16 protein-coding genes, 1 pseudogene and 2 riboswitches are annotated in these 26,739 nt (G+C 50.0%); of the genes and pseudogenes, 3 read left to right on the top strand and 14 right to left on the bottom strand.

The window, feature by feature from the left end; genetic code table 11:
- Positions 1-500 precede the first annotated feature (500 nt).
- Positions 501-782 carry an ArsR/SmtB family transcription factor gene (locus BC351_RS07565; protein ID WP_079410312.1) on the top strand — a complete coding sequence of 94 codons (282 nt, stop codon included), beginning with the start codon at positions 501-503 and terminating at the stop codon, positions 780-782.
- A 148-nt stretch (positions 783-930) separates the two neighbouring features.
- On the top strand, positions 931-2,115 hold the full coding sequence (locus BC351_RS07560; protein WP_079410310.1) for an MFS transporter: 1,185 nt from the start codon (positions 931-933) through the stop codon (positions 2,113-2,115).
- A gap of 1,625 nt (positions 2,116-3,740) precedes the next feature.
- Here the strand turns inward: BC351_RS07560 and BC351_RS07550 are convergent.
- Genes BC351_RS07550 through BC351_RS07535 form a run of 4 tightly spaced genes read right to left on the bottom strand, consistent with a single transcriptional unit; the run spans position 3,741 to position 10,864 of the window.
- Positions 3,741-5,807, bottom strand: coding sequence for an allophanate hydrolase (locus BC351_RS07550; RefSeq protein ID WP_079410306.1), 2,067 nt, complete (start codon positions 5,805-5,807; stop codon positions 3,741-3,743).
- Between the two features lie 14 nt (positions 5,808-5,821).
- Positions 5,822-9,442, bottom strand: coding sequence for an urea carboxylase (gene uca, locus BC351_RS07545; protein WP_079410304.1), 3,621 nt, complete (start codon positions 9,440-9,442; stop codon positions 5,822-5,824).
- Between the two features lie 29 nt (positions 9,443-9,471).
- Positions 9,472-10,122, bottom strand: coding sequence for an urea amidolyase associated protein UAAP2 (locus BC351_RS07540; protein WP_079410302.1), 651 nt, complete (start codon positions 10,120-10,122; stop codon positions 9,472-9,474).
- Positions 10,123-10,144: 22 nt separating this feature from the next.
- A complete protein-coding gene (locus tag BC351_RS07535) occupies positions 10,145-10,864 on the bottom strand; it encodes an urea amidolyase associated protein UAAP1 (protein ID WP_079410300.1) in 720 nt (239 codons plus the stop codon).
- A gap of 70 nt (positions 10,865-10,934) precedes the next feature.
- Positions 10,935-11,038, bottom strand: a riboswitch (guanidine-I (ykkC/yxkD leader).
- Between the two features lie 159 nt (positions 11,039-11,197).
- A riboswitch (guanidine-I (ykkC/yxkD leader) is annotated at positions 11,198-11,300 on the top strand.
- 88 nt (positions 11,301-11,388) lie between these two features.
- Here BC351_RS07535 and BC351_RS07530 point away from each other — a divergent pair.
- On the top strand, positions 11,389-12,807 hold the full coding sequence (locus BC351_RS07530) for an APC family permease (RefSeq protein ID WP_079410298.1): 1,419 nt from the start codon (positions 11,389-11,391) through the stop codon (positions 12,805-12,807).
- Here the strand turns inward: BC351_RS07530 and BC351_RS07525 are convergent.
- From BC351_RS07525 to BC351_RS07480, 10 genes and pseudogenes are all read right to left on the bottom strand, one after another.
- Positions 12,744-13,400: pseudogene (locus BC351_RS07525) on the bottom strand (carbohydrate ABC transporter permease); the annotation flags it as partial. The gene BC351_RS07530 and the pseudogene BC351_RS07525 sit on opposite strands and share 64 nt — an antisense overlap.
- An 83-nt stretch (positions 13,401-13,483) precedes the next feature.
- The gene (locus BC351_RS07520; RefSeq protein ID WP_079410294.1) at positions 13,484-14,353 is read right to left on the bottom strand and encodes a carbohydrate ABC transporter permease; all 870 of its coding nucleotides are present in this window, start codon (positions 14,351-14,353) and stop codon (positions 13,484-13,486) included.
- Positions 14,353-15,726 carry an extracellular solute-binding protein gene (locus BC351_RS07515; protein WP_079410292.1) on the bottom strand — a complete coding sequence of 458 codons (1,374 nt, stop codon included), beginning with the start codon at positions 15,724-15,726 and terminating at the stop codon, positions 14,353-14,355. Before BC351_RS07515 ends, BC351_RS07520 begins: the two co-directional genes overlap by 1 nt.
- The gene (locus BC351_RS07510; RefSeq protein ID WP_079410290.1) at positions 15,723-16,664 is read right to left on the bottom strand and encodes an amidohydrolase family protein; all 942 of its coding nucleotides are present in this window, start codon (positions 16,662-16,664) and stop codon (positions 15,723-15,725) included. The genes BC351_RS07515 and BC351_RS07510 overlap by 4 nt, the downstream gene beginning before the upstream one ends.
- Before the next feature lie 113 nt (positions 16,665-16,777).
- On the bottom strand, positions 16,778-18,283 hold the full coding sequence (argH, locus tag BC351_RS07505; protein WP_079410288.1) for an argininosuccinate lyase: 1,506 nt from the start codon (positions 18,281-18,283) through the stop codon (positions 16,778-16,780).
- 12 nt (positions 18,284-18,295) lie between these two features.
- Positions 18,296-18,916: a thioredoxin family protein gene (locus tag BC351_RS07500; RefSeq protein WP_079410286.1), complete on the bottom strand. Its 621-nt coding sequence runs from the start codon at positions 18,914-18,916 to the stop codon at positions 18,296-18,298.
- Between the two features lie 111 nt (positions 18,917-19,027).
- On the bottom strand, positions 19,028-19,870 hold the full coding sequence (locus BC351_RS07495; RefSeq protein ID WP_079410284.1) for a sulfurtransferase: 843 nt from the start codon (positions 19,868-19,870) through the stop codon (positions 19,028-19,030).
- 23 nt (positions 19,871-19,893) lie between these two features.
- Positions 19,894-21,195, bottom strand: coding sequence for an LLM class flavin-dependent oxidoreductase (locus BC351_RS07490; RefSeq protein ID WP_079410282.1), 1,302 nt, complete (start codon positions 21,193-21,195; stop codon positions 19,894-19,896).
- A 211-nt stretch (positions 21,196-21,406) separates the two neighbouring features.
- Positions 21,407-23,884 (bottom strand): S-layer homology domain-containing protein, encoded by a 2,478-nt coding sequence (locus tag BC351_RS07485; RefSeq protein WP_079410280.1) that lies wholly within the window; start codon positions 23,882-23,884, stop codon positions 21,407-21,409.
- Positions 23,885-23,920: 36 nt separating this feature from the next.
- The gene (locus BC351_RS07480) at positions 23,921-26,722 is read right to left on the bottom strand and encodes an Ig-like domain-containing protein (protein WP_158082008.1); all 2,802 of its coding nucleotides are present in this window, start codon (positions 26,720-26,722) and stop codon (positions 23,921-23,923) included.
- Positions 26,723-26,739: the final 17 nt, after the last annotated feature.

The following is a 26,739-nucleotide window of genomic DNA, read 5'->3' as shown; positions in this document are numbered from 1 at the left end:
TTTGATTTCTCCGATCGCCATGTCATGACAATTTGCTTATATCCCCCCATGGCAATGTCGCTGCCGTTTACATCAATGCGAAATTTTGCCACCGATGATCGGATCAAGCCATACCTGGCGCCCCATCCAACGAACTAATTTCACAGGATCAGTGAATAATGAGAACAAAGTCTCCTGACGGCATTCGATAAAAACCTCTCTCCTAATCGTATCCTCACTGCTGATTCTCTCCTTTCCCCCTCTTCCGCGGCTTCCTTCAAACGCATCAAGCTGTCCTCCCAGAAACTCTCGATATACTGCATTAATTAATTCAGCAAACCCTTCCTTCCTAATCCCGTAATAACGTTTGGTGCCTGCTCGCCTGACAACTTAATTAATGAGTTGCTTTCGCGCACTTTTTTACACCCCGAAACATAGCCTTATTTACATTTAGCCAAAGTCATGCTATTCTAATTTCGACAAGTATAGAAATACTAAATGCAACGAAAGGAGCCACCTGAATGTTCGACGTCAGTCCGGAAGCCAAGCAAGCAGTCAAGGTTCATAAAGCTTTAGGCGAGCCAACACGCTACACAATTCTCGAAATGCTGATCAAAGAAAGCAACTTATGCCCTGCTGAGCTGGAAAACCGATTGGAATCGGTCGCTTTATCCACACTGTCTCATCATTTAAAACAATTGACCGACTGCGGCCTGTTGAATTCCGAGAAAAAAGGCACGTTCGTCCACTTCAGTGTGAACTGGGAAACCGTGAATAAATTCGTCCCTTATTTGAATCGTTAGCTTACTTTTTTTGTTCAATAATTTTATATATTTAGAAATATAGAAATTCAATAATCGTAATTCCGGTCAACAGTTTTCACGGTGCAATCCACCTTGTATTTCGATGATTTTAGAAAAATAAAAATAGTAAATAGAAAGAGGTTTTCCCATGTCAAAAACTTGGCGAATTTATATATTAGCACTTCTTAGTTTTTTGGTTGGAACATCCGAGTATATTATCGCTGGAATTTTGGATAAAATATCTGACTCCATGCATATCTCGCTAGTGGCTGCAGGCCAGCTAATTACTGTATTCTCCCTCGTCTACGCCTTGGGTACTCCGATCATCATGGCATTCACCTCGGGTTGGAATCGGAAAAAGCTGCTCCTCTATGCGCTCGGCCTCTTCATTCTAGCCAACATCCTCGCCTTCATCATGCCAGGGTTCGGCTTGTTCGTTAGCGCTCGCGTATTGATGGCGCTTGGCGCCGGGGTTGTTGTCGTCACCTCGCTGAGCATCGCGGCAATGATCGCTCCTTCAGGCAGACAAGCAAGCGCCATTGCTACGGTTATCATGGGCTTCACCGCTTCATTAATCGTCGGGGTCCCACTGGGGAGAATGGTGGCTACCGCCTACAACTGGAAAGTCGTGTTCGGCGGAATCGGCGCCCTCGGTTTATTGGCTATAGTTGTCATCGCCCTGACAATTCCCGCCTTGCAAAGTGAAGCTGCCATTCCGCTCCGCAAACAGTTAGCATTGTTGAAAAGCCCGAAAATAGCTATAGGTTTGGCCGTCAGCTTCTTTTGGCTCGGCGGTTACTCCATCGCCTACACCTATATTTCTCCGTTCCTCTTGTCAATAACGGGAATGAGCGAAAAAACATTAAGCACCGCGCTGTTCGCCTTCGGCATCGCCAGCCTAGTCGGCTCCAAGCTCGGAGGCTTCAGTACAGATCGTTGGGGCGTCCAACGCACCTTGCGATCAGGTATGCTTTTGCACATGATTACGTTGGTTCTCCTGACTTTGGCTGCCCATTCGCCGATCATCGTATTTCCGTTGCTGCTCTTATGGTCCTTCTCTGCTTGGTCTTCCGGCCCTACGCAGCAATACAACCTTGTAACGCTAGCTCCGGAGTCGTCAGGCATCATGCTTAGCTTGAACAGCTCTGTCATGCAATTGGCCATGGCGGCCGGAGCCGGCATCGGCGGCGTTGTCGTTAGTCAGATCTCCCTGACCGCCGTCACTTGGATGGGCGCGATCGGCGTTGGGATCGCACTCGTCATCACGACTTTGTCGTCTAGGCAATCAACTGCCGCCAAGCCTGTTATCACAGGTTCTTCACAGCGCGTTTAACTTAGTGAAAAGAGGATTGTCCCTTATGCAGAGAGCTGCTGGGACAGCCCTCTTTTTGTTATGTGCGTTGGTAGTTGCTGGATTTAGCGCGGATCAAACTGGATTTTGCGGAACACTTTGGGTATCAATGCTCTGTTTCCATTGGAAATGGCCCAACCTTGAGTACACACCCTATACACATCCTCCGCCAGCCAAAAATGCTAAATTCCTGCGATTATGCATCTTTTTCAGCCTTGAACTAGCCCAAATCATTAAATTCCTGCGATTGTGCATCTTTTTCGAGGTCTTTTCAGGACATAAGACAGAAATGCCAAAAATTCCTGCATAATCGCAGGCATTTTCACTTTTCACACGATTTCGGTGAAAATTCCTGCATTTTTGCAGGCTTTGGCGAACCTGACGGTTCGGTTAAGCGAGTTGAGCCGGCTTCTACCACCTCTTAATGACCATTAGCTACTCCAGATCACTTATGAGTCTTTGCATTCGTTCGAGGAGAAGGATCATTTTGGCGTGTTGAGCGGCTTTTCGGCCTCTCGATGTAGTTAGCTACTCCAGATCACCTATGAGTCAATTTCAGCGGCCTTTGCATTCGTTCGAGGAGAAGCATCATTGCGGCGTGTTGAGTGGCTTTTCAGCCTCTCGATGTAGTTAGCTACTTCAGACCACGTATGAGTGAATTTCAAAAGTCTTAGCATCTGTTCGAGGAGAAGCGTCATTTCAGCGTGTTGAATCGGCTTTATCGGCCTCTCGATGACAGTCAGCCAGATGTCCGAAGAAGAACGCCGGTGAGTCAGATGAAGAAAAACTGCATGATTTCAGATGACATTCCCGTTAAGGACATACTTTGTTTCCATTGAAAATCGCCCAGCCTTGATTACACACCCAACTAAGTACCCTCTGCCAACCCATATCGCTAAATTCCTGCGATTATGCATCTTTTTCAGCCTTGAACTAGCCCAAATCATTAAATTCCTGCGATTGTACATCTTTTTCGAGGTCTTTTCAGGACATAAGACAGAAATGCCAAAAATTCCTGCATAATCACAGGCATTTTCACTTTTCACACGATTTCGGTGAAAATCCCTGCACTTTTGCAGGCTTTGGCGAACCTGACGGTTCGATCAAGCGAGTTGAGTTGGCTTCTACCACCTCTTAATGATCATTAGCTACTCCAGATCACGTATGAGTCAATTGCAGCAGTATAAGCATTTGTTCGAGGAGAAGCATCATCGGGACGTGTTAAGTCGGCTTTTTCGGCCTCTCGATGTAGTTAGCTACTCCAGACCACCTAAGAGTCAATTTGGTAGTCTTAGCATTCGTTCGAGGAGAAGCATCATCGGGGCGTGTTGAGTCGGCTTCTCCGGCCTCTCGATGTAGTTAGCTACTCCAGATCACGTATGAGTCAATTACAGCAGTATAAGCATTCGTTCGAGGAGAAGCGTCATTTCGGCGTGTTGAAAATCTTCTTTTTTTTCAGGGAGCTGCCAAGTCCCCCGAAATATTTTATCTAGTTCCGCTTCATCAGCGGAATCGCAAATAGCGTATCACAGCCCCCTCTCCCACATCGGGAGTATGAAACTAAGATACGCTATACACTCGAGGTCCAAGCCTCAGCTGCGTAGGCTTTATAAAGGAACCACTTGGCGCCAGCCGCCAAGTGAAGTGACATCTTCCGCGTCCACAGCCGCGTAAGCTTCACAAACGAAGCCTGGGACTTCCGTGCCGTCCCGGAGCTCAACCTTGCCGATCCCCAGCGGAGCCGGGATCGCCGCCGCGAAGCCGCCGAAGGCCTCCAGCGGCATCTCCCAAACCTCCAGCAGGATGGCAGAGCCACCCTGCTGCCGCTTGATCAACCCCGGCTTCGCCGGTGTGGTTGGCAGCTTCACGAGGCTGTACTTCGCCGCCGTTTCATCCTCCCGGATGAAACGCGCGCCACAGCCAAGCATCTGTTTCTCCAGCGGGTAGCCGCGCATGTGCAAACCGCAAACCGCAACCAGTGTCACCGCTGGTACAGAAGCACTGCTCGCCTCAACATTCGGAGCCCCTTTTCCAATATCGCTTGTCATGCTCCCTATGTCATTTGCGTGATTGCCAGCAGCAGTACTTCCTCCGGTACCTCTCGCCACGCTCCCCACGTCATTTGCATGAATGCCTGCAGCAGCACTTCCTCCGGTACCTCTCGCTACGCTCCCCATGTCATTTGCGTGAATGCCTGCAGCAGCACTTCCTCCGGTACCCCTCGCTACGCTCCCCATATCACTTGCCCTATCATCAACCGATTGCACAGCTTCACCCAAACCCTCACCCTTCACCTCGCTCGCCAAGATCAGCTCGGCTGCCCCGCAAATCAAACCCTCCTCTTCGGCAAGCCCGAAGAGTGTAATGCCAAAAGGCGTCCGCGAAGCCGCCTCACCCGCCGGAACAGCCACCGCGCACAAATCAAGCAGATTGCAATGATTCGTGTAGCGTCCCATGTCCCGATTCGTGCTTATCGGATCAGCAAGCACTTGCTCGCGGGTCCACGTGCCTCCGCAAGTTGGCATCACGAGCACTGCGCCCTTCAACAGTTGGCGGGCCTCCAGCTTAAATTGCTGCAGCTTGTGCATTGCGGTGAACACAGAAGCAGCATCATATTCGGCAGCGACGCCGGAACGAAGGATCTTCTCTGTTACCGGATAGGCAATTCCCGGATGCGCCTCAATAAAGCTGCCCAAGGCCGCCCAACGTTCGGCCACCCAGGGCCCTTCATAGAGAATCGCTGCCGCTTGAGCGAACAACGCAACATCTACATATTCAATGGAGATGCCCTTCGTTTTCTCCGCCAGCCCTTGCAGCCTCGCCACTGCCGCGTCCCACGCAGCGCTGTACTCCGAGGCATAAGGGCCATAAAAACTGAGCGGACCGTCCGGCAGGAACAGCCGGTTCGGAAGTGCGGATGATTCCCTCGTCACACTTCGTGACCACGGGTCATCAGCATGAACCCCGCGCGCCACGCCGTCTACGGCGAGCGCGTCCTCCAAGCTGTGCGCGAAGACGGTTACACAGTCTAGACTCGCACAGGCCGGCACTACGCCTTTGGTTGGCCAAGCGCCGAGACTCGGCTTATAGCCAACCAAGCGGTTCAAGGCGGCAGGCACACGGCCTGAGCCTGCCGTATCCGTGCCAAGCGAGAACGCCGCTTGGCCGCGGGCGACCGAGACGGCCGAGCCTGAGCTCGAGCCGCCGCTGATCAGCTCCGGCCGCAGCGCGTTATGCGTGTCGCCGTAAGGGCTTCTCGCGCCGACGAGTCCCGTCGCGAACTGGTCCAAATTCGTTTTGCCGAGCGGAATCGCTCCTGCGGCAATCAATCTTTCTACGACGCCCGCATGCTCCGTCGGCGTATAGACATACTCCGAACAGCCAGCTGTCGTCGGCACCCCTGCCAGATCAATGTTATCCTTGATCGCAAAAGGAATCCCCCAAAGCGGAGCATCTTCCATGGGAATCAACGCCAATCCGTCCAAATACGGCTGAATTCGCTCCATCGAAGGCGGGGTAATCCATATATTCATCCCAGCATCCGCAGCAGCACGCTGCACAATAGCAGCCGCCACACCTTGCGGGGTCAACGCTTGGTTCCTGTACTGAGCCCTCAGCCAAGGAATGGTTAATTCATCGGGCAAATCGATACTCACATCAGTTGCATTTCCCATCTCCAACACCCTCCCTAAGCAGATTGTGCAATGCCCAAAATCAATTGTCCGGCATAAACCTGATCTCCCGGCTTCACTTGAATGATCGAAACAATGCCATCACAAGGCGCATGCTGCGGGAATTCCATCTTCATGCTTTCCAGAATAGCCAGCTGGTCGCCTTTCTTGACTTGCTCACCCGGCGAAACGAGCACCTTCCACACACTTCCGGGCATAATGCCACGTACAGCAACCGTGCCTGCCGGCAATTCATCCTCAGGCGCTTCGTTCACCGTTTCCTGCTCGGATACATACTCCGCCAAGCCCTTTGCCTTCCAGCTCTCCCGCTCTTCTTTAAAAGCAATCTGCTGCTGCGATCGGAACGTTTCCACATTCTCCTCAATTGCGCTTAGGAATGCTAGATATTCGCCCAAATCGAAGGTTGTTTCCTGAATATCTGCTTCGTACCGCCCTCTCGGGAAGTCTTCACGCAATTGCAGCAGCTCTTCTGCGCTGACTTCATAGAATTGAATTTGATCAAAAAATCTCAACAACCACGGTTTCCCTGCTTTGAAGCTCTCGGTGGAGCGCAGCCGATTCCACATTTGAATGGTCCGTCCTACGAATTGATAGCCGCCTGGACCTTCCATCCCATACACACACATGTAAGCTCCGCCGATGCCAACGGCATTTTCCGGTGTCCATGTACGCGCAGGATTATACTTCGTCGTGACCAAACGATGACGCGGATCAACTGGTGTAGCTACGGGAGCCCCAAGATAAACATCGCCTAATCCAAGCACCAAATAGTTAGCGTCATAAACAATTTTCTTCACATCATCTATCGTGTCTAATCCGTTAATCCGCCTAATAAATTCAAGATTGCTCGGACACCACGGCGCATCCGGGCGCACACCCTGCTGGTAGCGTTGAATCGCCAGCTGCGTAGCAGGATCATCCCAAGAAAGCGGCAAACGGACGATCCGCGAAGGAACACGGAACTCCTCGAGTGGAGGCAGCGCTGCGTCAATAGCAACGACTTTGCCGCATGCTTCGCTGACCGTAATTCGAGAAGGATCAATGTGTATTTGCAGGGAGCGAATTCCCGGAGTCAGATCCAGCACAGGAATCGAGCCGCTTTCCACAATCGCTTGCATCAAAGCCTGCACTTGGAACCGCAGCAGCAAATCCAGCTCAAGCTCCCCGTACTCCACGAGCAAATTCTGATCGCCGCAGCAGCGGATGGTGATTGGGAATCGGCGATTAGCCGCTTCATGGAACAGGCGCGGATATTCCGGCGTAATCTTTTCATTCATGGCAGGCAGCTGAACGTGCACCAACCGCCTCAGATCGCCTTCACCGATTGCCCGCAAGTTGCTTTCCTGCAAATCACGCAAAGCCTCCGCTTCCGGAAGCGTCAGCAAGTGGAAACGAATCGTATCTCCGGGGTGCAGCTGACCGAGCTTCCAGAATTCAGCCGATGCCGTCGTCACCGGACAAACGAACCCGCCAAGACTCGGACCGTCCGGACCGAGCAGAATCGGCATATCTCCCGTCAAATCAAGCGTTCCGATGGCGTAGGCATTATCATGAATATTGGAGGGGTGAAGCCCCGCTTCGCCCCCATCTTCACGCGTCCAAAGCGGAGCAGGCCCTTTCAAGCGGACGCCCGTCCTTGAGGAGTTGAAATGCACTTCCCAGCTTGTTTCGGTTAACTGATCCAAATACTCCGCATGCAAAAACTCACCTGTACAATGCGGTCCAGGGATAACGCCAATCGTCCACTCACGTGTCATTGCCGGTCGATGCTGCGCGGGAAGCTCTACAGCTTCTTGAGCAGGGCCTTCGCCCTTGTTCACACCCAGTACATCCCCAGTCCGCAAGGCACGGCCGCCATGACCACCGAAGCCGCCTAGTGTAAATGTGGACGAGCTGCCTAGAATTGTCGGCATATCCAAGCCACCGCTGATCAGAAGGTATGTGCGCATACCTTCTTTGGCTTCGCCAAAGCTGAGCACTTGCCCACGGGACGCAAACACTGGCTTATACGTGGCAATCGCCGATCCATCCAGCTCCGCCTGCATATCTGCGCCGGTGACACAGAACCACATATCGCTGCGGAACTTATACGAGCCTCCACGCAGTGTCATCTCTAAACCACAGGCATCGTCAGGGTTGCCCAGCAGCTTGTTGCCGATTCGGAACGAGAACGGATCCATCGGCCCGCAGGGCGGCACTCCCACATCCCAGTGACTGATGCGGCCCGGGAAGTCCTGTACTGTGGTTTGGATGCCGCCATCCACAACCTCCAAAGCCTGTTCCACAGGCTCAAATGTTTGCAGCAATTGCGTGAAGACGTTCCCGTCTACGCAATCCTTCTCTTGAAGGAGAGCCTGCAAATATTGCAGATTCGTCGTAAGGCCATACATGCGCGTCTCACCTAACGCCTCGATCAGCTTCTGAATAGCGTCCATGCGGTCCTTGCCGTGGACAATAATTTTGGCCAGCATCGGGTCATAAAGTGTCGTTACATTCAAGCCATCCCTCACCCACGTCTCATTGCGCGACTGACTCGAGAATATCGCACGGTCCAGCTGCCCTGCACTTGGACGAAACTGGTGGAGGCAGTCCTCGGCATAAATCCGCGCTTGCATGCTGTGCCCTTGCGGCTTCCGAATCAAAGACTGGATGTCTTGCAGCTCATTCGCCGCTTCACGCACCATCCACTCCACGAGGTCAACACCCAGCACTTCCTCTGTCACGCCATGCTCTACTTGAAGCCTCGTATTCACTTCCAAGAAATAAAAATCACACGTTTGCGGATCATAGAGATACTCAATCGTCCCGGCACTGCGGTAACCTACTTCTGCGGCAAGCCTTTTCGCCGAAGCAAACATCGCTTCGCGCACTTCATCCGACAAGTTCGGAGCCGGGCTTTCTTCGATCACCTTCTGATTACGGCGCTGAATTGAGCAGTCGCGCTCGCCTAACGTTACAACTTCACCGAAGCTGTTGCCGAAGATCTGCACCTCCACATGGCGCGCTCTTGCGATATATTTCTCAAGGAACATCCCGCCGTTTTTGAAATTCGTCTCGGCCAAATGGCGTACGCCGTCAAATGCAGCGCTTAAGGATGCTTCGTCCGCACATACGCGCATGCCGATCCCGCCGCCGCCTGCGGTGCTTTTGAGAATAACCGGATAGCCAATCCGCGCCGCTTCCGTAAGAGCCGCTTCAAGCTCCGTTATAAGCGAAGTGCCCGGCAGCATGGGTACGCCGGCTTTTTCCGCGATTTCACGCGCTGAATGCTTAAGTCCGAACATCTCCATTTGCTCCGGTGTAGGTCCGATGAACACAAGTCCATTTTCGCGGCAAGCGCGGGCAAAGTCGGCATTTTCGCTCAAGAAGCCATAGCCCGGATGAATCGCTTGGGCGCCGGTTTCCAGCGCTATTTTCATAATCAACTCTGTGTTCAAGTAGCTTTCTTTGGCAGGACCTTCACCAATCAGAACAGCTTCGTCCGCGCCATCCACGTGCAAGCTGTCTTGATCTGCCTGTGTATAAACAGCAACGGAGGCAACTCCGAGCTTGCGTAGTGTACGCTCAATGCGCACGGCAATCGCACCGCGATTCGCAATTAGCACTTTTGTGAACATCGCCATCACACTCCTTCAAGTTTCTTTATCTATTTCTCCCATATAAGCACCTGAATCGGTGTTGGATTATAAGCATTGCATGGATTATTCAGCTGCGGACAGTTACTGATGAGCACCATGGAGCTGCCAAGCGACTCCACTTCCACATAGCATCCTGGAGCGGATACGCCGTCATCGAACTTGAGCCCTCCGTCTGCGGTTACAGGTACATTCATAAAGAAATTAATATTAGGCGCCAAATCGCGCTTCGTGTACGCACCATCCTGCCCGGCCAGCTGCAGCATAAAAGTATCCCGGCAGTTGTGCATCGACAGCTTATCGTGCGAGTAGCGCACTGTGTTGCTTTGAGCTGAACATGAACCTCCGACGGTATCATGACGGCCGCAGGTGTCTGCGACGATTCTCAGCAGTGCCTTGCCGGATTCCGCCCGCAGCACCGATCCTGTACTCAGATATATATTGCCTTGGCCTGCAATCGTGGCAACCGCACTATAATGATCCTCGGGATGATCAGCATCATAAAACAGCGTATCCGCTGCTTGGTTCCCTTCCAGATCGACAATACGCAGCACTTGCCCCGGCTTCAAAACATGCATCCAGCCATCTCCTGCCTGTATCACTTCACTATGCACCGCATCCTCAACCTTGCGAGGGCTTTCAACTCGATTAAATACCGCCATATTCGTTCCTCCTCCGCCTGATTTATAAGCCTAGCAATGTGTGGTATTCCCATGTATTTTCAAAAGCCCGGCGATTCTCCGAACGATAATTGACACAATAATCATCTTCATTCACAGGCTCGGCCTTGAGTACTTCTATTCGGACAGGCACCGATGGATAAGACGTTCTGGGGTCAAGCGGGTTTGGTGTATTCGAAACGAGAAGCAGCGTATCCAGCTCCGTTCGCAGTGTAACGACTGCGCCTGCCGGACAATGGTCCTGGCCAAAATGCATATTCCCCTGCTCATCGCAAAACACTTTGGAAAATAAATTCACGACCGGCATCATATCCCGCATGCTGAGTCCGTTGCGGACCAGCTCCACAGCGAAATTCTCCTGCCCGCTCCGCAGCCAATCATTTCGCAGCTCTTGGTAATTCGTAGCGCCATATTTGGCGTCCGTTGCTTCACGACTTGTATAGCCGCTTAGTGGATCATGCCAGCCAATACTGTCCTCCACGATACTTGCCAGCGCTCTGCCATTGTCGCTCATGAGCACGTTGCCTTTGGTTAGATGAGCCGTATACTGGGCCTTCAGCGTATCGGGCATATTGTAGCGTTCCGTCAAATCTTTGGCGTGGAACAATTGTATGGACACATTCGCACCCGCCTCCAGCGCTGTAAAACGAATTAACTTCCCTCTGCCAATCGCACCCGACCATTTGCCTCCAGGGCCTATTGTCATGCTCCAAATCGTTGTCATGCTGCCCACTCCTTTGTCATGTAATTAAACAAAAAGGGAGACATCACAAGACTTTGGGTGTCTTGGTGATATCTCCCAGGTTTTTATCCTTCCGTGTCGCCCTTCGAGAAGAGCGGTTTACTCTCGGACCAGCCCGGCGTTGGAACAACCGGCGGAACCCTAGTAAACAATCGTATTCTTTTGTGTTATCAAACATAACATCAACATGGATACGTGTCAATAATTTCTATTAAATTTGTATTTTTCATGTAAAATGCTTCTCGAAACACGAATTGTATGTTATATTAACTTACACAAATGAGAGGTAATTAACATAACTAATGATTCATCACATACATTGTTTTCTAGGGTTCCGTGGTTGTACATACGCCGGTCTGGTCCAAGAGAAAACGCACAGCTCACCCTGTGTTCACGGAGGGACAAAAGCCCGGGAGGATATCTGTTTCATAGATATCTCCTTGGCTTTTTTGCATATAAGATGCCTGCTTGATCAAGAAAACCAACAAAAAAGGAGTGTTACCAACATGACAACCGAAGTCCAACTCCGTAAATCCTTAAGCTTATTCCAAGTCGTTTATATGGGACTAGCCTGGATGACGCCTATGATTTATTTCTCCATCTATGGCATTGCCTACGAGAACGCCCATGGAATGCTGACGCAGGCTTACCTGCTTGCCTTCATTGCTATTTTCTTCACGGCTTACAGCTATGGCGTCATGTCCAAAACCTTTCCCACATCCGGCTCCGCCTACACCTATACGAAAAAAAGCATCCATCCCTACTTAGGTTTCCTAGTCGGTTGGGCGCTTCTGCTCGATTATTTCTTCTCTCCTATTATCGCTTGTCTCACCTTCGGCATCTATCTGCATGCGCAGTTCCCGTCGGTTCCGGCTTATGTCTGGATCATCGGCCTCAATATCGTTCTCGCACTCGTGAATATCATCGGCATTAAATTCTCAGCTAACATCAGCAAGCTTTTCGTTTGGATTCAAATTTTGTTTATTGCCGTTTTCTGTGTCTTCCTGTTCCGTAATCTGAACGGGGATGTTCATCCCATGCAGCTATTCCTGCAATCGGATGTGCCTTTCTCCACCATTCTGGCCGGGGCGTCCATCATCTGCTTCTCCTTCCTAGGCTTTGACACCGTTACAACGATGTCTGAAGAGACGCGGAATTCAGAGAAAACAATCCCTCGAGCGATCATGATTATCATCCTTACAGCGAGCATTCTCTACTTAGTTCCGTCCGTACTAACACAGCTCGTTTATCCACACCTAACCTTCATCAACCTAGATTCAGCCGGCTTCGAAATTGTCCAGCTAGTCGGAGGCGCAGCGCTTAGTTCTGTGTTCATTATCGTGCTTATCCTCGCCATTTTTACCCAAGGCTTATCCTCGGTGACCAGCGTTTCCCGACTGCTCTTCGTCATGGGACGCGATTCCATCCTGCCTAAGAAGGTGTTCGGCTTCCTTCATCCGAAGTTCAACACACCTGTCATCAACATCGTGATCGTCAGCTGCGTCTCGCTGCTCGCTCTCGCTATCTCGCTGGACAACGCAGTGAAATTCGTTAATTTCGGCGCTCTAACCGCCTTCTTCTTCGTCAACATCTCCGTCATCGCGCAAAAGTACATCAAAGAAAGCCAGCGTTCCCCGCAGCAAACAATGCTGTACTTGGTTCTCCCTCTGCTGGGCGCTGGCTTCATTGGCTATTTGCTTTCACTGCTGGATCGAGATGCGCTATGGATGGGCGGCATATGGCTCGCCTTGGGCATTATGTATCATCTGGTCCTTATCACTTATTTAAAACCCGTTAAAGCAATTCCCCGAATAATCTGTTTCTGGAAAATGAAAAACAAGACAATGAGCGGGATGACCGACAAAGAGGCACCAGTCATCACCAACACCCAGCTGGCGCGATCCTTCAGCTCGCTGGAGAAATAAGAAATCCCTACCGGAATCGTCAAATGCTCCGGAGTTTGCGTGACGATCAGCGGCCAGATAAACGCGTTCCAGCTGCCTAAGAATGACAGGATGCACAAGGTAGCGAGCGCCGGCTTCACAAGCGGAACGGCAATGCGCAGCATGATGCTCCACTCGTTCATGCCATCGATTCGGGCCGCATCCAATAGATCGCTAGGCAATGATTCCAAGAACTGTTTCATCAGGAAGATACCAAACGCCGAGATCAAGCCCGGAAATAAAATGCCCGCATAGGAATCTACCCACCCGAACTTGACCGTCAGCAAATACCAAGGAATGATCAACATTTCGGTAGGGACCATCAGCGTACTAAGGATCGCAACAAAAATCAGCTTCTTGCCGACAAAAGTGAATTTAGCTAATACATAGCCGATGACTGTATCAAAAAGACAAACACTTAACGTTGTGATCACAGCGACAACCAAGCTGTTTCGAACCCACTGGGTGAACGGGGTCTTTTTAAACACTTCCACATAATTGTCTAGTGTCAGCCCCGTCGGTATCACGCTTAGCGAGAAAGCGCCCGTTGAATCCTTCAACGACGTAGCAATCATCCAAACCAGCGGAAAAATCATCCCGACACTGCCCACACTCAACAGCAAATACCAAGCTGCTTTACGCAGAACCCCCGCCTCCTTTACTCATAATCGACTCGCCTGTTCAGCACTTTCATTTGGATCAGGGACAACGAGAGAATGATGACGAACAGGATGATGGTTGCTGCGGCAGCCTCCCCCATTTTGAAATGCTTAAAAGCCAAATTATAAATATAAAGCACCATAGAAATGGTGGAGTTCAGCGGCCCTCCGCCCGTCATATTTAAGATCTGCGTAAAAGATTGCAGGAAACTTATACTGGCGATGACAACCGAAAATACAATGACTGGATTCAGCAGAGGCAAGGTGATATGCCACAATCGCTGCCAACTATTCGCACCATCAATGGCCGCCGCTTCCTCATAGGATTTGGGGATCGTCTCCAAGCCTGTTAGGAAAATCAGCATTTGGAAACCGACACTTTGCCAAATCATAACGGCAATAACGACATAGATCCCTTGGGAAGGCGAGCCGAGAAAGAGCTGCGGTTCCAAACCAAGCTTAATCAGCCAAGCATTCACAATGCCATTCTTCAACAGCGTCCATCGGAACACCCAACTAACAGCTACAACGCTTGTGACATAAGGGATAAAATACAAGGTGCGAAATAAACCTTTGAAGCGATTCACCCGCTGCAGCAAAAGCGCAATAGCGAGACCAGCCAGCAGCTGCACCGGCACACCAATAACAACGTATTTAACCGTGTTCCGCAAGGCAATGAGAAAGATCTCATCGTGAAACAGCTGAACAAAATTTTGCAGCCCAATGAAGGGCTTTTCTTCCGACAGCATATCCCACTCCCGCAGACTGATGTTGAACGAATACAAGATAGGCGCGATACGGATGCCTAGAAAAAACAATAATGGAATCAGCAAGCAGCTGTAGACGAAGACATACTTATGCCTGACCATTATTTTTTGTCCTGTTTAGCCCAATACTCGTCATATAGCTTTTGCGTTTTGGCAACGAGCTCGTCATAAGCTTTGTCGTAGGGCACTTTGTTCAATACCACTTGATCGACAGCATCCGTGAAATAGTCTTTTTCCAACTTCTCATCTACAAAATAATGCGCATGCGCATAAGACAGCTGGCTAATGAACGGCCCCAGTTTCTCATCCTTTTTATAGATATCCTGCAGCGCTACATCCTTCTTGGCCGGGAGTTCCCCTACCTTCTCAACCCACTGCTCCTGCACTTCTTTGCTTGTCAGAAATTGCAAGAACTTCGTTGCGGCTTCAAGCTTTTTGCCCTGCACGTTTTTGGTGATGGCATTCGCCCAGAAGGACACCTGTGTCGCTTTATCTTTATACGAAGGCAGAGGGGCAATGGCATAATTCAAGTTTGGAGCATCCTTTTTGATCGCGCCGAGTTGGAAAGATCCGTCGATCGTAATTGCCGCATGGCCGCCTTTGAACGCTGTAATATCATCATTGTAGAAGTCTTTGGTTCCCAATTGATGCACAAATGACAGGTCAATTAAATACTTGAATGCCTCGAGACCCGCAGACGTTTCTTTCCACAACACTTTGCGTCGATCATCGCTGATATCTTTGCCGCCAGCCTGATAAACCAGCGCATCGCGGAACCAGTGATGCAGTTGAGCATTCGGCTGCCACGCTAGTCCTTCAACGACATATTGGCCGTTTTTATCCTTTTCTGTCAGCTTCTTGCCCTGTGAAACCAGTTCATCCCACGTCGCAGGCGGTTTGTTCGGATCAAGGCCCGCTTTGGTGAATAGATCTTTATTGTAAAATAAAGCGAGCGTCCGAACAGCTGTCGGAATCGCATAATACTTGCCGTTCAGCTTCGCTGTGTCCACGAACGGGAAGAACTCCGCCTTGATTTTATCCTCGGAGAAGGCGCTGTCCGGCAAAGGCTGCAGATAGCCGGATGCAACGTATTTGGGCAGCCAGCCATAGTACAGATTGATAACATCCGGACCTTTCCCCGCTGGAACGAGCGTGGCTACTTTTTCGTTGTACTGATCATACGGGAAGTTCGTCTGCTTGACCTCTATATTCGGATTTTGCTTTTGAAAATCGGCGATTAGCTTTGTGATCAGGTCGACCTTTGCGGGAAACTGATACTGCCAGTATTCGATGGTCACCTTTTCAGCTGAACTGGATGCGGTTGCCGCAGCACTCTGAGTTGCACTAGGAGCAGCGCTGGATGCGACTGACGTCGATGCTGGTTTACTTCCTCCTGCCGAGCATCCGGTTAACAAAATTACAAAACCCAGGGATGAAACGATCGCACCCTTGGCTGCGCGGTTATGGATTGTCATCTTCTTTCTCCTCCACTTACAAGTGTTTGTTGATTGATATTCAGCAGTCTTCTGGCATTATTTCCAAAAATAAGCTCGATGTCTGTTTCCGAAAAACGCAGATCCCTGCTTACCCTTACTTGATCCTGCAAATAACGGTTCACGAAACCTCGTGGAAACGCACTCGAATCCGTTCCAAACAGAATGCGTTCAGGTCCAATCAGCTCGTACGTCTTGCGAAATAACGTCTCCAGTGTCAATTCATAAGGACTCCAGCGAATCCATTGATTGGACCCCGAGGTATCAATATGCACATTGGGGCAGCTCCAGCACAAATGCAGCAGCTCTTGGAAGTACCCAGCTCCAAAGTGGGGAATAATGAACGGAATTTCGGGATATTCCCTGGCTACATTGAAGATCGCTAAAGGATTAATGTTCAAATGCTGGGCAATGCCCCCCGTATGACCTAATAGTCCAAAATGGATCAACACCGGCAGCTTTCTTTCCGCCAAAAAGCGCCAAACCGGGGTCAGTTTCGGATCATGAAAAGGAAGCTCCACTAAGGGACCAAAGAGCTTATAGCCTTTCAAGCCAAGTTCGTCCACAGCTCTCTGGAGCTCCTCAACCGCATTAGGCTCCTCTATTGCATGGTGGGCAAAGCCCGTCATGCGATCTGGATATTGCTGTATTTGCGCAGCGAGATCATCATTGCTCCAGGCCGTAAGGAAATTGATCCCGCCAATCTGATAGCGATCCAATTCATCTATCCAGCGATCAACGAGCGGACGGCTGGCTTCCTCTTCTGAATCGGGCTGGTTGGGGAAATCCCAGGTGAGCCGCATGCGTTCGTTGCGCTCCGCTTTGTGAAGCTCAATAAATTCGTTGCGCGCCGCCCAAGGCCATGGATAAGGCAGATGGGCGTGCAAATCAAACACTTTGAAACCATTTTTAAACAACATGGTGTTCCTCCTTGTGTGTCTCTTGGTCTTAGAGCTAAGTTTGGACAACAAAAAGGAGATGTGCCCTATCTTCTCAACAGAAGAAAACTCATCTCCGGGTGTCCGGTCAATTCTTATAGGAACAGCTTCTGAAGCTCGCGCGCAACATCCTCTTGTGCAGCGCGTATGGCTCTTCTTTTATCGGTGAGCCACGCATTATCGTCGTTTAATCGCTGTGTCTGTCCATTCAAGGCCCGCTCCACCTCCTTGGCGTTGGGTCCTCCGATCAATGTCCTGACCTGAACGAAATGTTTGGCATTCAAGGCCAGCGCTAGTTTCTCCTCATTGAATGACAACTTCCTGCCAATGACCTCCAGCGCTGACTCGTTCAGCACACCCAAGGTCAAGAATCGTTTGTCATTGCCGTTAGCCAGCGCTTTGCGCACAGAAGCACTGACAATATGATGGGCCGTGCGGAAGGAAAGCTTCTCCTCCCGCACCAAAGTATCTGCCAGCTCCGTGACGGTAGAGAAGCTTGCTTCTGCCCTAGCCTCCAGCGCCTCCTTGTTGATGGATAGCGTTGCGATCACATTCGCCAATAGCCGATACACCGATGAGAGAACGGCAAGACTTTTCCAGGCGTATGGCTGCATATCGTCCTCCGTATCAACAATATCGCCGAAAGGTGTATTATGTATCATACTTAAAACCGTTTGTGTAAGACCAACACAACTGGACAAGAGTGAACGCATATGTTCAATCGAAACCGGATTTCGTTTCTGCGGCATGATCGAGCTGATTTGAACATAGGGCGCCGCCACCTGCAGCACCGCGAATTCCTGCGTGCTCCACAGCAGCAGCTCTTGAATGAAACGGCCTAGATTAATCGCTGCAAGCTGCACAACCGTCGCGATTTCACCGACATAATCGGCTCCGCTCACGGCATCGTACGCATTCTCGATTAAACCATCGAAAGCCAGCAGCTCTGCCATCCGCTGCCTGTTAAGCGGGAATCCGGATGTCGTTAACGCTGCCGCTCCCATGCTGCTGCGGTTGCAATTCGCATACGCATTTTGCAATCGGCGGATATCGCGACTTAAACTATCCGATACAGCTGCCGTATAGTGGCCTAACGTTGTTGGCTGAGCTTGCTGCGTATGCGTATAGCCAATCATGATCGTATCCACATGCGAACGCGCAAACTGCAGCAGATGCTCTTCCAGAAATAAGGCGGATTCCAACGTATGCAGCAGCTTCTCTCTCAGCGTAAGCCGATAAATCGCGATCCCCATATCATTGCGGCTGCGCCCGATGTGCAGATTGCCTGCCGCTTCGCCAGCCAATAAGTGAAGCTCCTGCTCCACTTCAAAAAACAGATCCTCAAATTCCCCCGTATAGGAAGCTGTGCGAAGCCGCTCAGCATCTAACGCTTGCAGAGCGCGCCCAATGGCGTCGGCGTCTTGTTCATCAATTAACAACTGCTCGCGAAGCATAATCAAATGGGCTCTGTGAATATCCAGCATAGGGCTTAGCAATTGCTCTTTGGCGTGGTCGTAGGCGGGGCTTAACACCACTTCCGCATACGTCTTTCCTGGGAAAGCATGATTCTGATCTAATGCCGGAGCTGCTTGATTAGGCATCGGAAACTCCTCCTAGTTAAGAATCGTGCGCAAGAATTCAATAATGGCCGTTTGCTCCTGGTTTCGTTCTTTGGGTCGCTGCTCTTTCAAATAATTAAGAAAAGCTTGGCGCACATCTTCATCTAGTTCAGCAAGCGATAGATCCCGTCCCTGCCACTGCGGATGCTGCTCCCAGAATTCATCTTTCCAATCACGAATACGAGCCGTTATCACATCAGGGCGTTCAATGAATACGCCAAGTTCCTCCCCCGCTTCATCAAAAAAGACATACGTAGGAATGTGATTTTTTCCATCCTCTTGCAAATAAGCGGCGGCAATATCTTGGTTATCCGGGTCACGCAGCAAAATATGCAGCTTCAGCTTGCCTGTCACTTGCTCAATCTTGGCAAACAGCGGCAAATTGGCAACGACATCTCCACACCAATCATGAGCCAGAACCAACACATGAACAGGCTCAGCAAGCCCTGCGAAATAGGCAAGCTCCTGCTCACTTAATGCATAATGATCGTAATTGTCTTGCAGCCTGTCGACATTCACTTGGGCAGTTGCAATAAATTGTTCGTACGTCAAAGCTTCACCGAACGCTCTTTCCCTGCGTTCTTTCGAAATGCCCGTTACTTTTTGAATGCTCATCGGTCATCCTCCTGTTGCCAATTTGTTAAATTCCAATTTGTTTACTCGGTTATTAACGAATGGTAACACCGCCCCCTAAATCCTGTCAAATAGATCTTCTCTATTCAACCTTCATCGGACACATTCCGTATGCTCGTCATTTCCCCACTCATCCCATGAACCCTCATAGGGACGAATATCTGGATAACCCATTAGTCGTAAAATAAAATACGTGTGCGCTCCCCGCTGATTCGATTGGCAATAAGGAATAATCGTATGCTCCGGTCGCACGCCAAGCGTTTCGAATTCTTGTTTTAATGTTGTGTAATCCTTGAAATGTACAACACCGTTACCGTCAGCAGGGCCTAGCGCTTCCTTCCACTCTTTATGGACCGCGCCCTTGATATGGCCGCCCTTCCGGTTCGTTCGCTGATCGGCCCCCGTATACTCGAGCGCTGAGCGAGTATCCAATAGAATGGCGTTATCCACACCCTTTTGTATACGCTCTTTGGTAACGACTAGCTGATCTTGAGCAGCCAGATTAATCCTTCCTTCAGTCACCTCTGCAGCTTGTGTCGATACTGCGCTGCCCGCTGCAAGCCAAGCCGTGTAACCGCCGTGCAGCAATTTCACGCGATCCCTCAGTCCGAAATATTCCAGCACATAGAAGATGCGCGTTGCAAATACACCCGCTCCATCGTCGTACACGATAATCGTTGTATCTCTACTAACTCCGCGCTTCTCAAGTTCGCGTTGAATTATCTCTGGAGCAGCGAAGACAGGACGCTCCGCATCCTTTACTACCTTCACAGGCAAGCTGATAGCTCCAGGGATATGCCCGGATTCGTAGCCTTGCGTTCGCGTATCCAAAACAACGATATCTGGGTTGCTGCTGTTTTCTTTCACCCACTGGGCATCGACCAGCAAGTGTTGGTTAGGATACTCGGACTGTTCGTACTCATTATGAATGGTCATATCTGATCCCCCTTTTACCCCTATTATAGACCTAAATTCTCACGCAATGTACGGCCCGTGTAGGATTCCGGAAACAAGCCTCTTCGCTGCAATTCCGGTACGACTAGGTCTAGAAAATCCTCCACGCCCCCAAAAGACAGCTGAGGCATCACACTAAAGCCATCCGCCGCACCGGTCGTATACCACTCCTCCATCACGTCGGCTATTTGCTCGGCCGTGCCGGCTATGCAGAGCTGACCATTGCCTATCCAATGTTTCGTCAAAAATTCCCGCAGCGTCAGCTTCTCCCTTTGCACAATGTTAAGCACCATTTGATAGAAAGTTTGATACGCATTGACTTGGGTTGATTCCGGCAGTTCAGGGAACGGGTCATCGAGCCCATACACCGAAAAGTCAATCCCCAACAGGTTGGACAGGGACATCACGGAACGTTCGATGGAGCCCAGCTCACTTAGCTCGCTTGCCTTCTTCCTGGCTTCAGCTTCCGTTGCCCCCACGATAACATGCAAACCAGGTAAAATTTTGATGCTGCCCGGAGAGCGCCCCTCCTTCGCCGTCCTTGCTTTCACATCTTGATAAAAAAGCCTAGCCTCCTCAATTGTATGCTGAACCGTAAAAATAAGCTCGGCATAGCGCGCAGCCAAATTCTTCCCTTCGTCAGAAGCGCCTGCCTGCACAAGAATAGGCCTGCCTTGCGGCGGACGCATAATGTTAAGAGCACCTCGCACCGTAAAGTAGGTCCCTTGATGATGAATATCATGGACTTTATTGGCATTCGCATAAATTCCCGACACCTTATCTTGAACAAGGGCATCTTCTTCCCAGCTATCCCAAAGCTTGAGCACGACATCGGCAAATTCCTGCGCCCTCGCATAGCGGTGAGAATGGGACGGCAGCTGTTCCTTCCCGAAGTTATGCGCAGTTCGCTGCACCCCCGTCGTCACCATATTCCACCCCGCACGCCCTCTGCTAATATGATCAAGCGATGCGAACAATCTCGCCACATTATACGGTTCATTGAAGCTTGTAGACATGGTAGCGATCAATCCAATGTTCTCTGTCACCGCCGCAATAGCCGATAATAACGTTAACGGTTCAAAGCCAAATATGGGGCCATGCTGAACAGCTTTGACTTCAACCGACAAGCCATCCGCCAGAAAAAGCGAATCAATTCGTGCAGCTTCTGCCTTTTGCGCCAGCCGCTGGAAATGCTTGATGTCATGGATCTCCTCAACTTTGGTGCTCGCATGACGCCATGCTCCTCGATGTGATCCGGCATTGTGCAGCATGAGATTCAGAATCATTCTTCGATTTGTTTTACTCATAATCATCACCTTTGCCTGTAAATGGAATGGACTTTCAGAGCGAAAAGAGCCCCCGTGCTTTAATTGTAAATATTTCCACTGGCTTTGTAAACAAAGTTTAGTGGAATAGTCGGAATTAAAGAGAAACTTAGCCCCGTTTATGTTCGGTGGTTTTGGGTAAAAAAAGACTATCCTCACGTCTTTGACGCAGCCGGATAGCCCTAATACAACCTTAATTATTAATCAAATTTGCTTGCTGAAGCAATCTTCTCATCATCGCTGCCGTCTGAGCACGGGTCACGTTATCCTGCGGCATAAGACTTTGATGATCTCCTTGAAGAATACCGTTAGATACCGCACCCGCCATGGCTTGCTTAGCCCAGTCTGCTACAGCTTGATGATCATTGAAGTTTTGCAGCTGCTTGGCTGCCTCTTCCACAGTGGTTTGAGGAAGCTTGGCAAGCTTGGAGGCCTGATTCAAGATTACGGCTGCTTCCGCTCGCGTAATGGTCTGATTCGGACGGAAAGAGCCATCCTCATAACCGCTTACTAACTGATAGGACAGCGCCGTTGCTGCCGCGTCGGCATACCAATCTTCGCTCCGAACGTCAGAGGGCAGAGCCGCACTAAGTCCCCGCTTAATGCCAAGCGATCGAACCATAATAGATATAAATTCTGCTCGTGTAATCGATTGATCCGGTACGAACGATTGTTCATTTACACCTTGGACAATGAGTCGGGAGGCCATGTCATTGACATCCTGCTTGCTCCAATGGGTCTCTACATCGGCAAATTGTTTGGGACTATACACGACGGCGTAGGTGCTGTTCGTCAAGCTGTTAATAACAGCGTAGTCATGGCCGTCTTTCGTCGTAATTTTCGTCGGTACATGAGAGAATGAACCATCTGGGTTCACTACAATCCCCGTCGAGATTTGTGAAGCTTGCACCCCTGCCGGAAGTGTGATCATTCGCTCCACGTAGTTATTAAAGCGCTGGACATCCACAGACTTGTCACCCCATGCAGCCGTGACTTCAAAATTGACAGGCGGCGCAGCCATATGAACGCCGTTCTCTGCCGCTGTCTTCTGCATGCTAGCAAGCGTTTCTTTTGACGGCAAAGCGATTTTCACACTCACAATAATGTCCTGCAGCTTGATATTGCTTCCCAGTTTAGAGGAAATATCATCAATTTTCATTTGACTGGCAGGAAGCGTATATGAAGCGCGGTCGGTTTTGATTTCGAGCACGGCTTCCTTCGTTTCCATCAGCTTCACCATTTGACCTGTTAATTGACCGACTACCACTTCACTGTTTCCAGATACTGGGATGGTAATAACTTTGATTCCTTCTTTCTCCAGCTTGCTAATGATCTTGTTTTGATCCAGCTTAACGGTAGTAATCGTACGATCTCCGGCTTTCTCAGTAGAAGCTTTAGCTAGTTTGTCCTGTTTCACGCCGTCTACGATAATGGCAACTTCTGGATTACCGGACGTTGGATCCGTACCTGTCGGAGCACTGTCACTCGAATGCGGCGAGTTGTCCGAAGATGAATCTCGGTCAGGGAGCGCACGGTACACATTCACCGTATAATCTTGCTTCGTTGCGTCGTCTTGCGCTTTCACCGTAACGATAATTGCGTTATTGCCTGGTTTCAGCGGGATACTCTCCGAATCCGTACCGCTATTCAGCTTCACATCATTAACACTGAGCTTGGCTGAAGGCTCATAAACGGCAGCATTCACGGTAAGAGAAGTGACATTTTGACCCACATAAACATTATAGGATGTCGTTATCGGTGAAAACACGGGTGACAACGCGCCTGCACTTGTGGTTAGGCTGCTTAATTGTGCGTTAGTTGAAGGCGCACGATTAACAACAACGGTGTACGTGTTCGTGTAAGAGCCGTTTGCCGCTGTCACCTCCACCGGAATGGCATTGTCGCCGGTTGAAAGTGCAATCGGTGCCGAAGGCACACCGCTAACTGCTGGCGCTCCATTAATTCTAAGCGTTGCGTCAGGGTCATATAATACCGCCGTTACACTCGTCGTATATACGGATTGACTGACACTTTGACGATAGGCGTTGTTCGCTGCTGTAAAGACAGGAGATAATTCGCCAGTAGTCGTCGATAGTGCGCTAAGATCGGCCAGACCGGATTGGCCAATAGTTACAAGTGCTCTCATGTCGTTGCCTGAAGCATCTGTTACGTTAAGTTTTTCCGGGTTGGAAGCATCCACTGACAACAGCGTGCTGCCGGAGGGAATGCTGCTCTTAATCTTAAAATGAACAACAAATAGTTGTTTGGCCGCGACAATCGGAAGGTCGCCTCCAGAAATATCAAACCATCCCATTCGAATCCATCCCGATGCCGAATTGATGGATGCTTGGAAGCAGCCCTCCTGATCCTCTAGGCATGCCGTCCCGGATGCATTGCCATACGATGGCGTCACGCTCACCGCTTCCAGTACATTCATATCGTAATCCAACTGTAAGCCGTAGGCTGCAATGCCCGGATACGCGGGAGTAACCGTTACAGGAATGTCGATCTGCTGACCGGCCATCCCTTGAACCGATGGGATGGAGAACTGAACGTTTGCCGGAGCCCCCGCCATCACTTGAACGGGGATACTTTGGCTGATACCGATCAAGAACAGCGTCGCACATATCCACATGATCACTTTGTGACAATTTTTAACTAAACCAGGCATGAATTGACCTCCGTATCCATTCTACAAATCTAATTACTACGACGTGAAAGTATTGAATTTTTTGAAAATCGTTGGACCCATATTTGTTTTTGCCCAATGATTCAGCGCAAAAGTCGTCATCCCGCCCTTGGTCCCTGATTTACGAGTCAGAATTCCGCCTCCTGGCAAAATCGACGTGGCGCTAGTTGCATTTGGTGTTCCCAGAACATCAATCACTTGACCGTTCTTTTTCAAAAGAAGAGCTGTCGTTACATACGTACTCGGGTCGTACATCCGCATATCGTCATTGAAATACGTGATATCCAAAAGAACAAACGCATCATAAAAGATAGTGTCTATCATGATATAAGGCACTTGGGGAGACATAGGGAAAACAGATCTAGAATACGAACTGATCGATTTGGAAGCTTTCATATATCGCTGTACTTCTACTTCATAACCACTCGCTTTATCTGAAGGTTGTCCGTTACCTGGATAATAAATCGCTAAGGCTATTCGGCCGTCTCCTCCATCCAAATACTCCGAAAAGAAAGGATTCAACGTTTGGGGCACCGCTGTAATCTTCATACTGTTCGAAGTGGCGGCAACCCCTTTCGTCAGCGCACTTGCCTTGGCGGTGACACTAAAATTCGTAATATCGCCTGAGAAGACGTGCCAATCATGTTCCAGTAATAAGTAAGCTTTGCCGTTGTCAACGTAAGCTAAGGCAATGCTTAAGCCAGGAGGCGCATTGTTCAACTGAAAATCCGATTCATCTGCCGCAGCTTTAAACGTATCGCCAGTCACGCTGAGTGTGATCAGGGCCGCATCCAGATTGTTTTCTGTTAACGAAACGGGGTCCGTTTCAGCCGTTACCGTTGCTGCTACCGTGACTGCTGACGTTGTAAATGACCAGGCACCGCTGCCCGTGAGGCCTGCGAACGGAGTGTTCAAAGCATCGACGAATGCCCCTGCATCCATTTCCACATAGTAGTCCGTCCCGCCCATCAGGGCTGGAATCTTGATCGTCACCGTCTCGCCGCCCACCGACACATTAGCTGTATCGGTTACTAATTGTTTGGCAACTTCGCTCTGATCCGAAGTCTTGCGTAATGTCACATATTTTCCGCTCACTGCAGCAACATTCTTACTAAAATTCACCGTTAGGGACGGCAGAGACGCATCGACGGAAACCGCACCTCTATCTGGGGAGAGAGCCACAATCGCAGGAGGCGTTTTGTCCCAAGTCGTGAACGTCCAAGCACTGATACCCGTTAGTCCACCGAATGGATTGCCTGAAGCATCCGTGAAGGCTCCCGCTTCGATCTCTACATAATAACTTGTGTTCTCAGCCAACGGAGGCAGGGAAATCGTGACCACCTTGCCGTTCACATGAATGGAATTCGTATCGTTCGCCGTATAGGTAGCAAGTGCAAGATGATCCGCAGATTGACGGATGATCACCTCTTTGCCGCTGGCCGCAGAAACATTTTCATCAAAAGTCACGCTAAGCGATGATAGTGCCGCATCGACGGACGCTGCTTGATTGCCCGGCGTGAGCGCTGCAATCTTCGGCGGCGTTTTGTCCCAAGTACTGAATTTCCAGGCACTGCTGCCACTCAGGCCGCCAAAAGGATTATTCCAGACGTCTTTGAACGCACCGGCTTCGATTTCCACATAATAATCCGTGCTTTCCTGTAGTCCTGTGACAAGAATGTCTATTTTATTGCCGTTGATCGTAATTTTAGTTGTATCGTTCGCTGCATAGTCGGCTAGGATTGTGTTATCAGACAGTTTGCGAATTTGTATATGTTTGTCCGCAGCGGTTATATTCTTACTCAAAGTGATGCTGAGTGCCGACAAACCTGGATCCACATTGACCTGCCCATTAACTGGAGCCATTAATGTTGCAACCGGGCCCGAAGTATCCTCTACCTTGGCGCTTGCGGCACTAATCACTTGTTTCCCGGCTAAACCACTTAGTTCGACAGGGGTAACGCCAAAGAACAAATAATTGCCCACATCGGATTCTCTGACCGTGTAAGTGGAGGTAACAGCCCCCGCAATCGGCACTTTATCACTGCCGTCCGCCTTACTGCCGATATACCATTGCAGTTTCTTCGGTCCTTCCGGTGTTTTCTCTACATCGAAATAAGTGTAGTTCCCCGTCAACTGTTGGCCAATTTCCGCTCGACCGTCAAGACTAACGCTGCGGGCGATAGGTACATCATTGATATCTCTAAAAATGGCTGTATAATTCAAAACTCCCGAACTGCTGCCCGATCCCCCGACATATAAACTAGTCAGTGCTACAGCGTCCGCATTCGTAATAACGCCATCCCCATTGATGTCCATCATCAGTATCTCATCTTCGCTTACGAAGACTTTGCCGCTAAGGTAACGAGAGATGAATAATGCGTCCGCAGTCGTCACAACGCCATCGCCAGTAAAGTCGCCAAGCTTATTGATCTCCACCTGAAACGTATCCGTAACCAGATTGCCCTGAGTATCGGTTCCGCTAAGCGTAAACACTGGCGTTCCCGGAGCGTTCACTTTAATCGTTGCCGTGAATCCGTTTAATGATCCGGTCGCCGAACTGGGGGCGCTGGATACAAGGCTTAGTCCCGTACATCCATTAAATCGATCGGATACGTTAAAATTGAACGTCGATTCCGTATCCGCCGCAGAATCGCGCGGGGCCCAGCTCATGTTATTCGTAAAAATAGGTTTGACTTTCACTGTCTGTGCTTGAACCGGCAACGAAAGGGATGCAAATGGAATGGCCAACGCCAAGGTCCCGGCAAGCATACCTATTTTGGCGGCTAGTTTCCAAGTTTTATTTTGTGGGACAAGGTGCATGATCAGAATCTCCTTCA

The sequence above is a fragment of the Paenibacillus ferrarius genome (assembly GCF_002027705.1).
Taxonomy (GTDB): domain Bacteria; phylum Bacillota; class Bacilli; order Paenibacillales; family NBRC-103111; genus Paenibacillus_E; species Paenibacillus_E ferrarius.
This window is presented reverse-complemented; position numbering and strand designations above follow the sequence as displayed.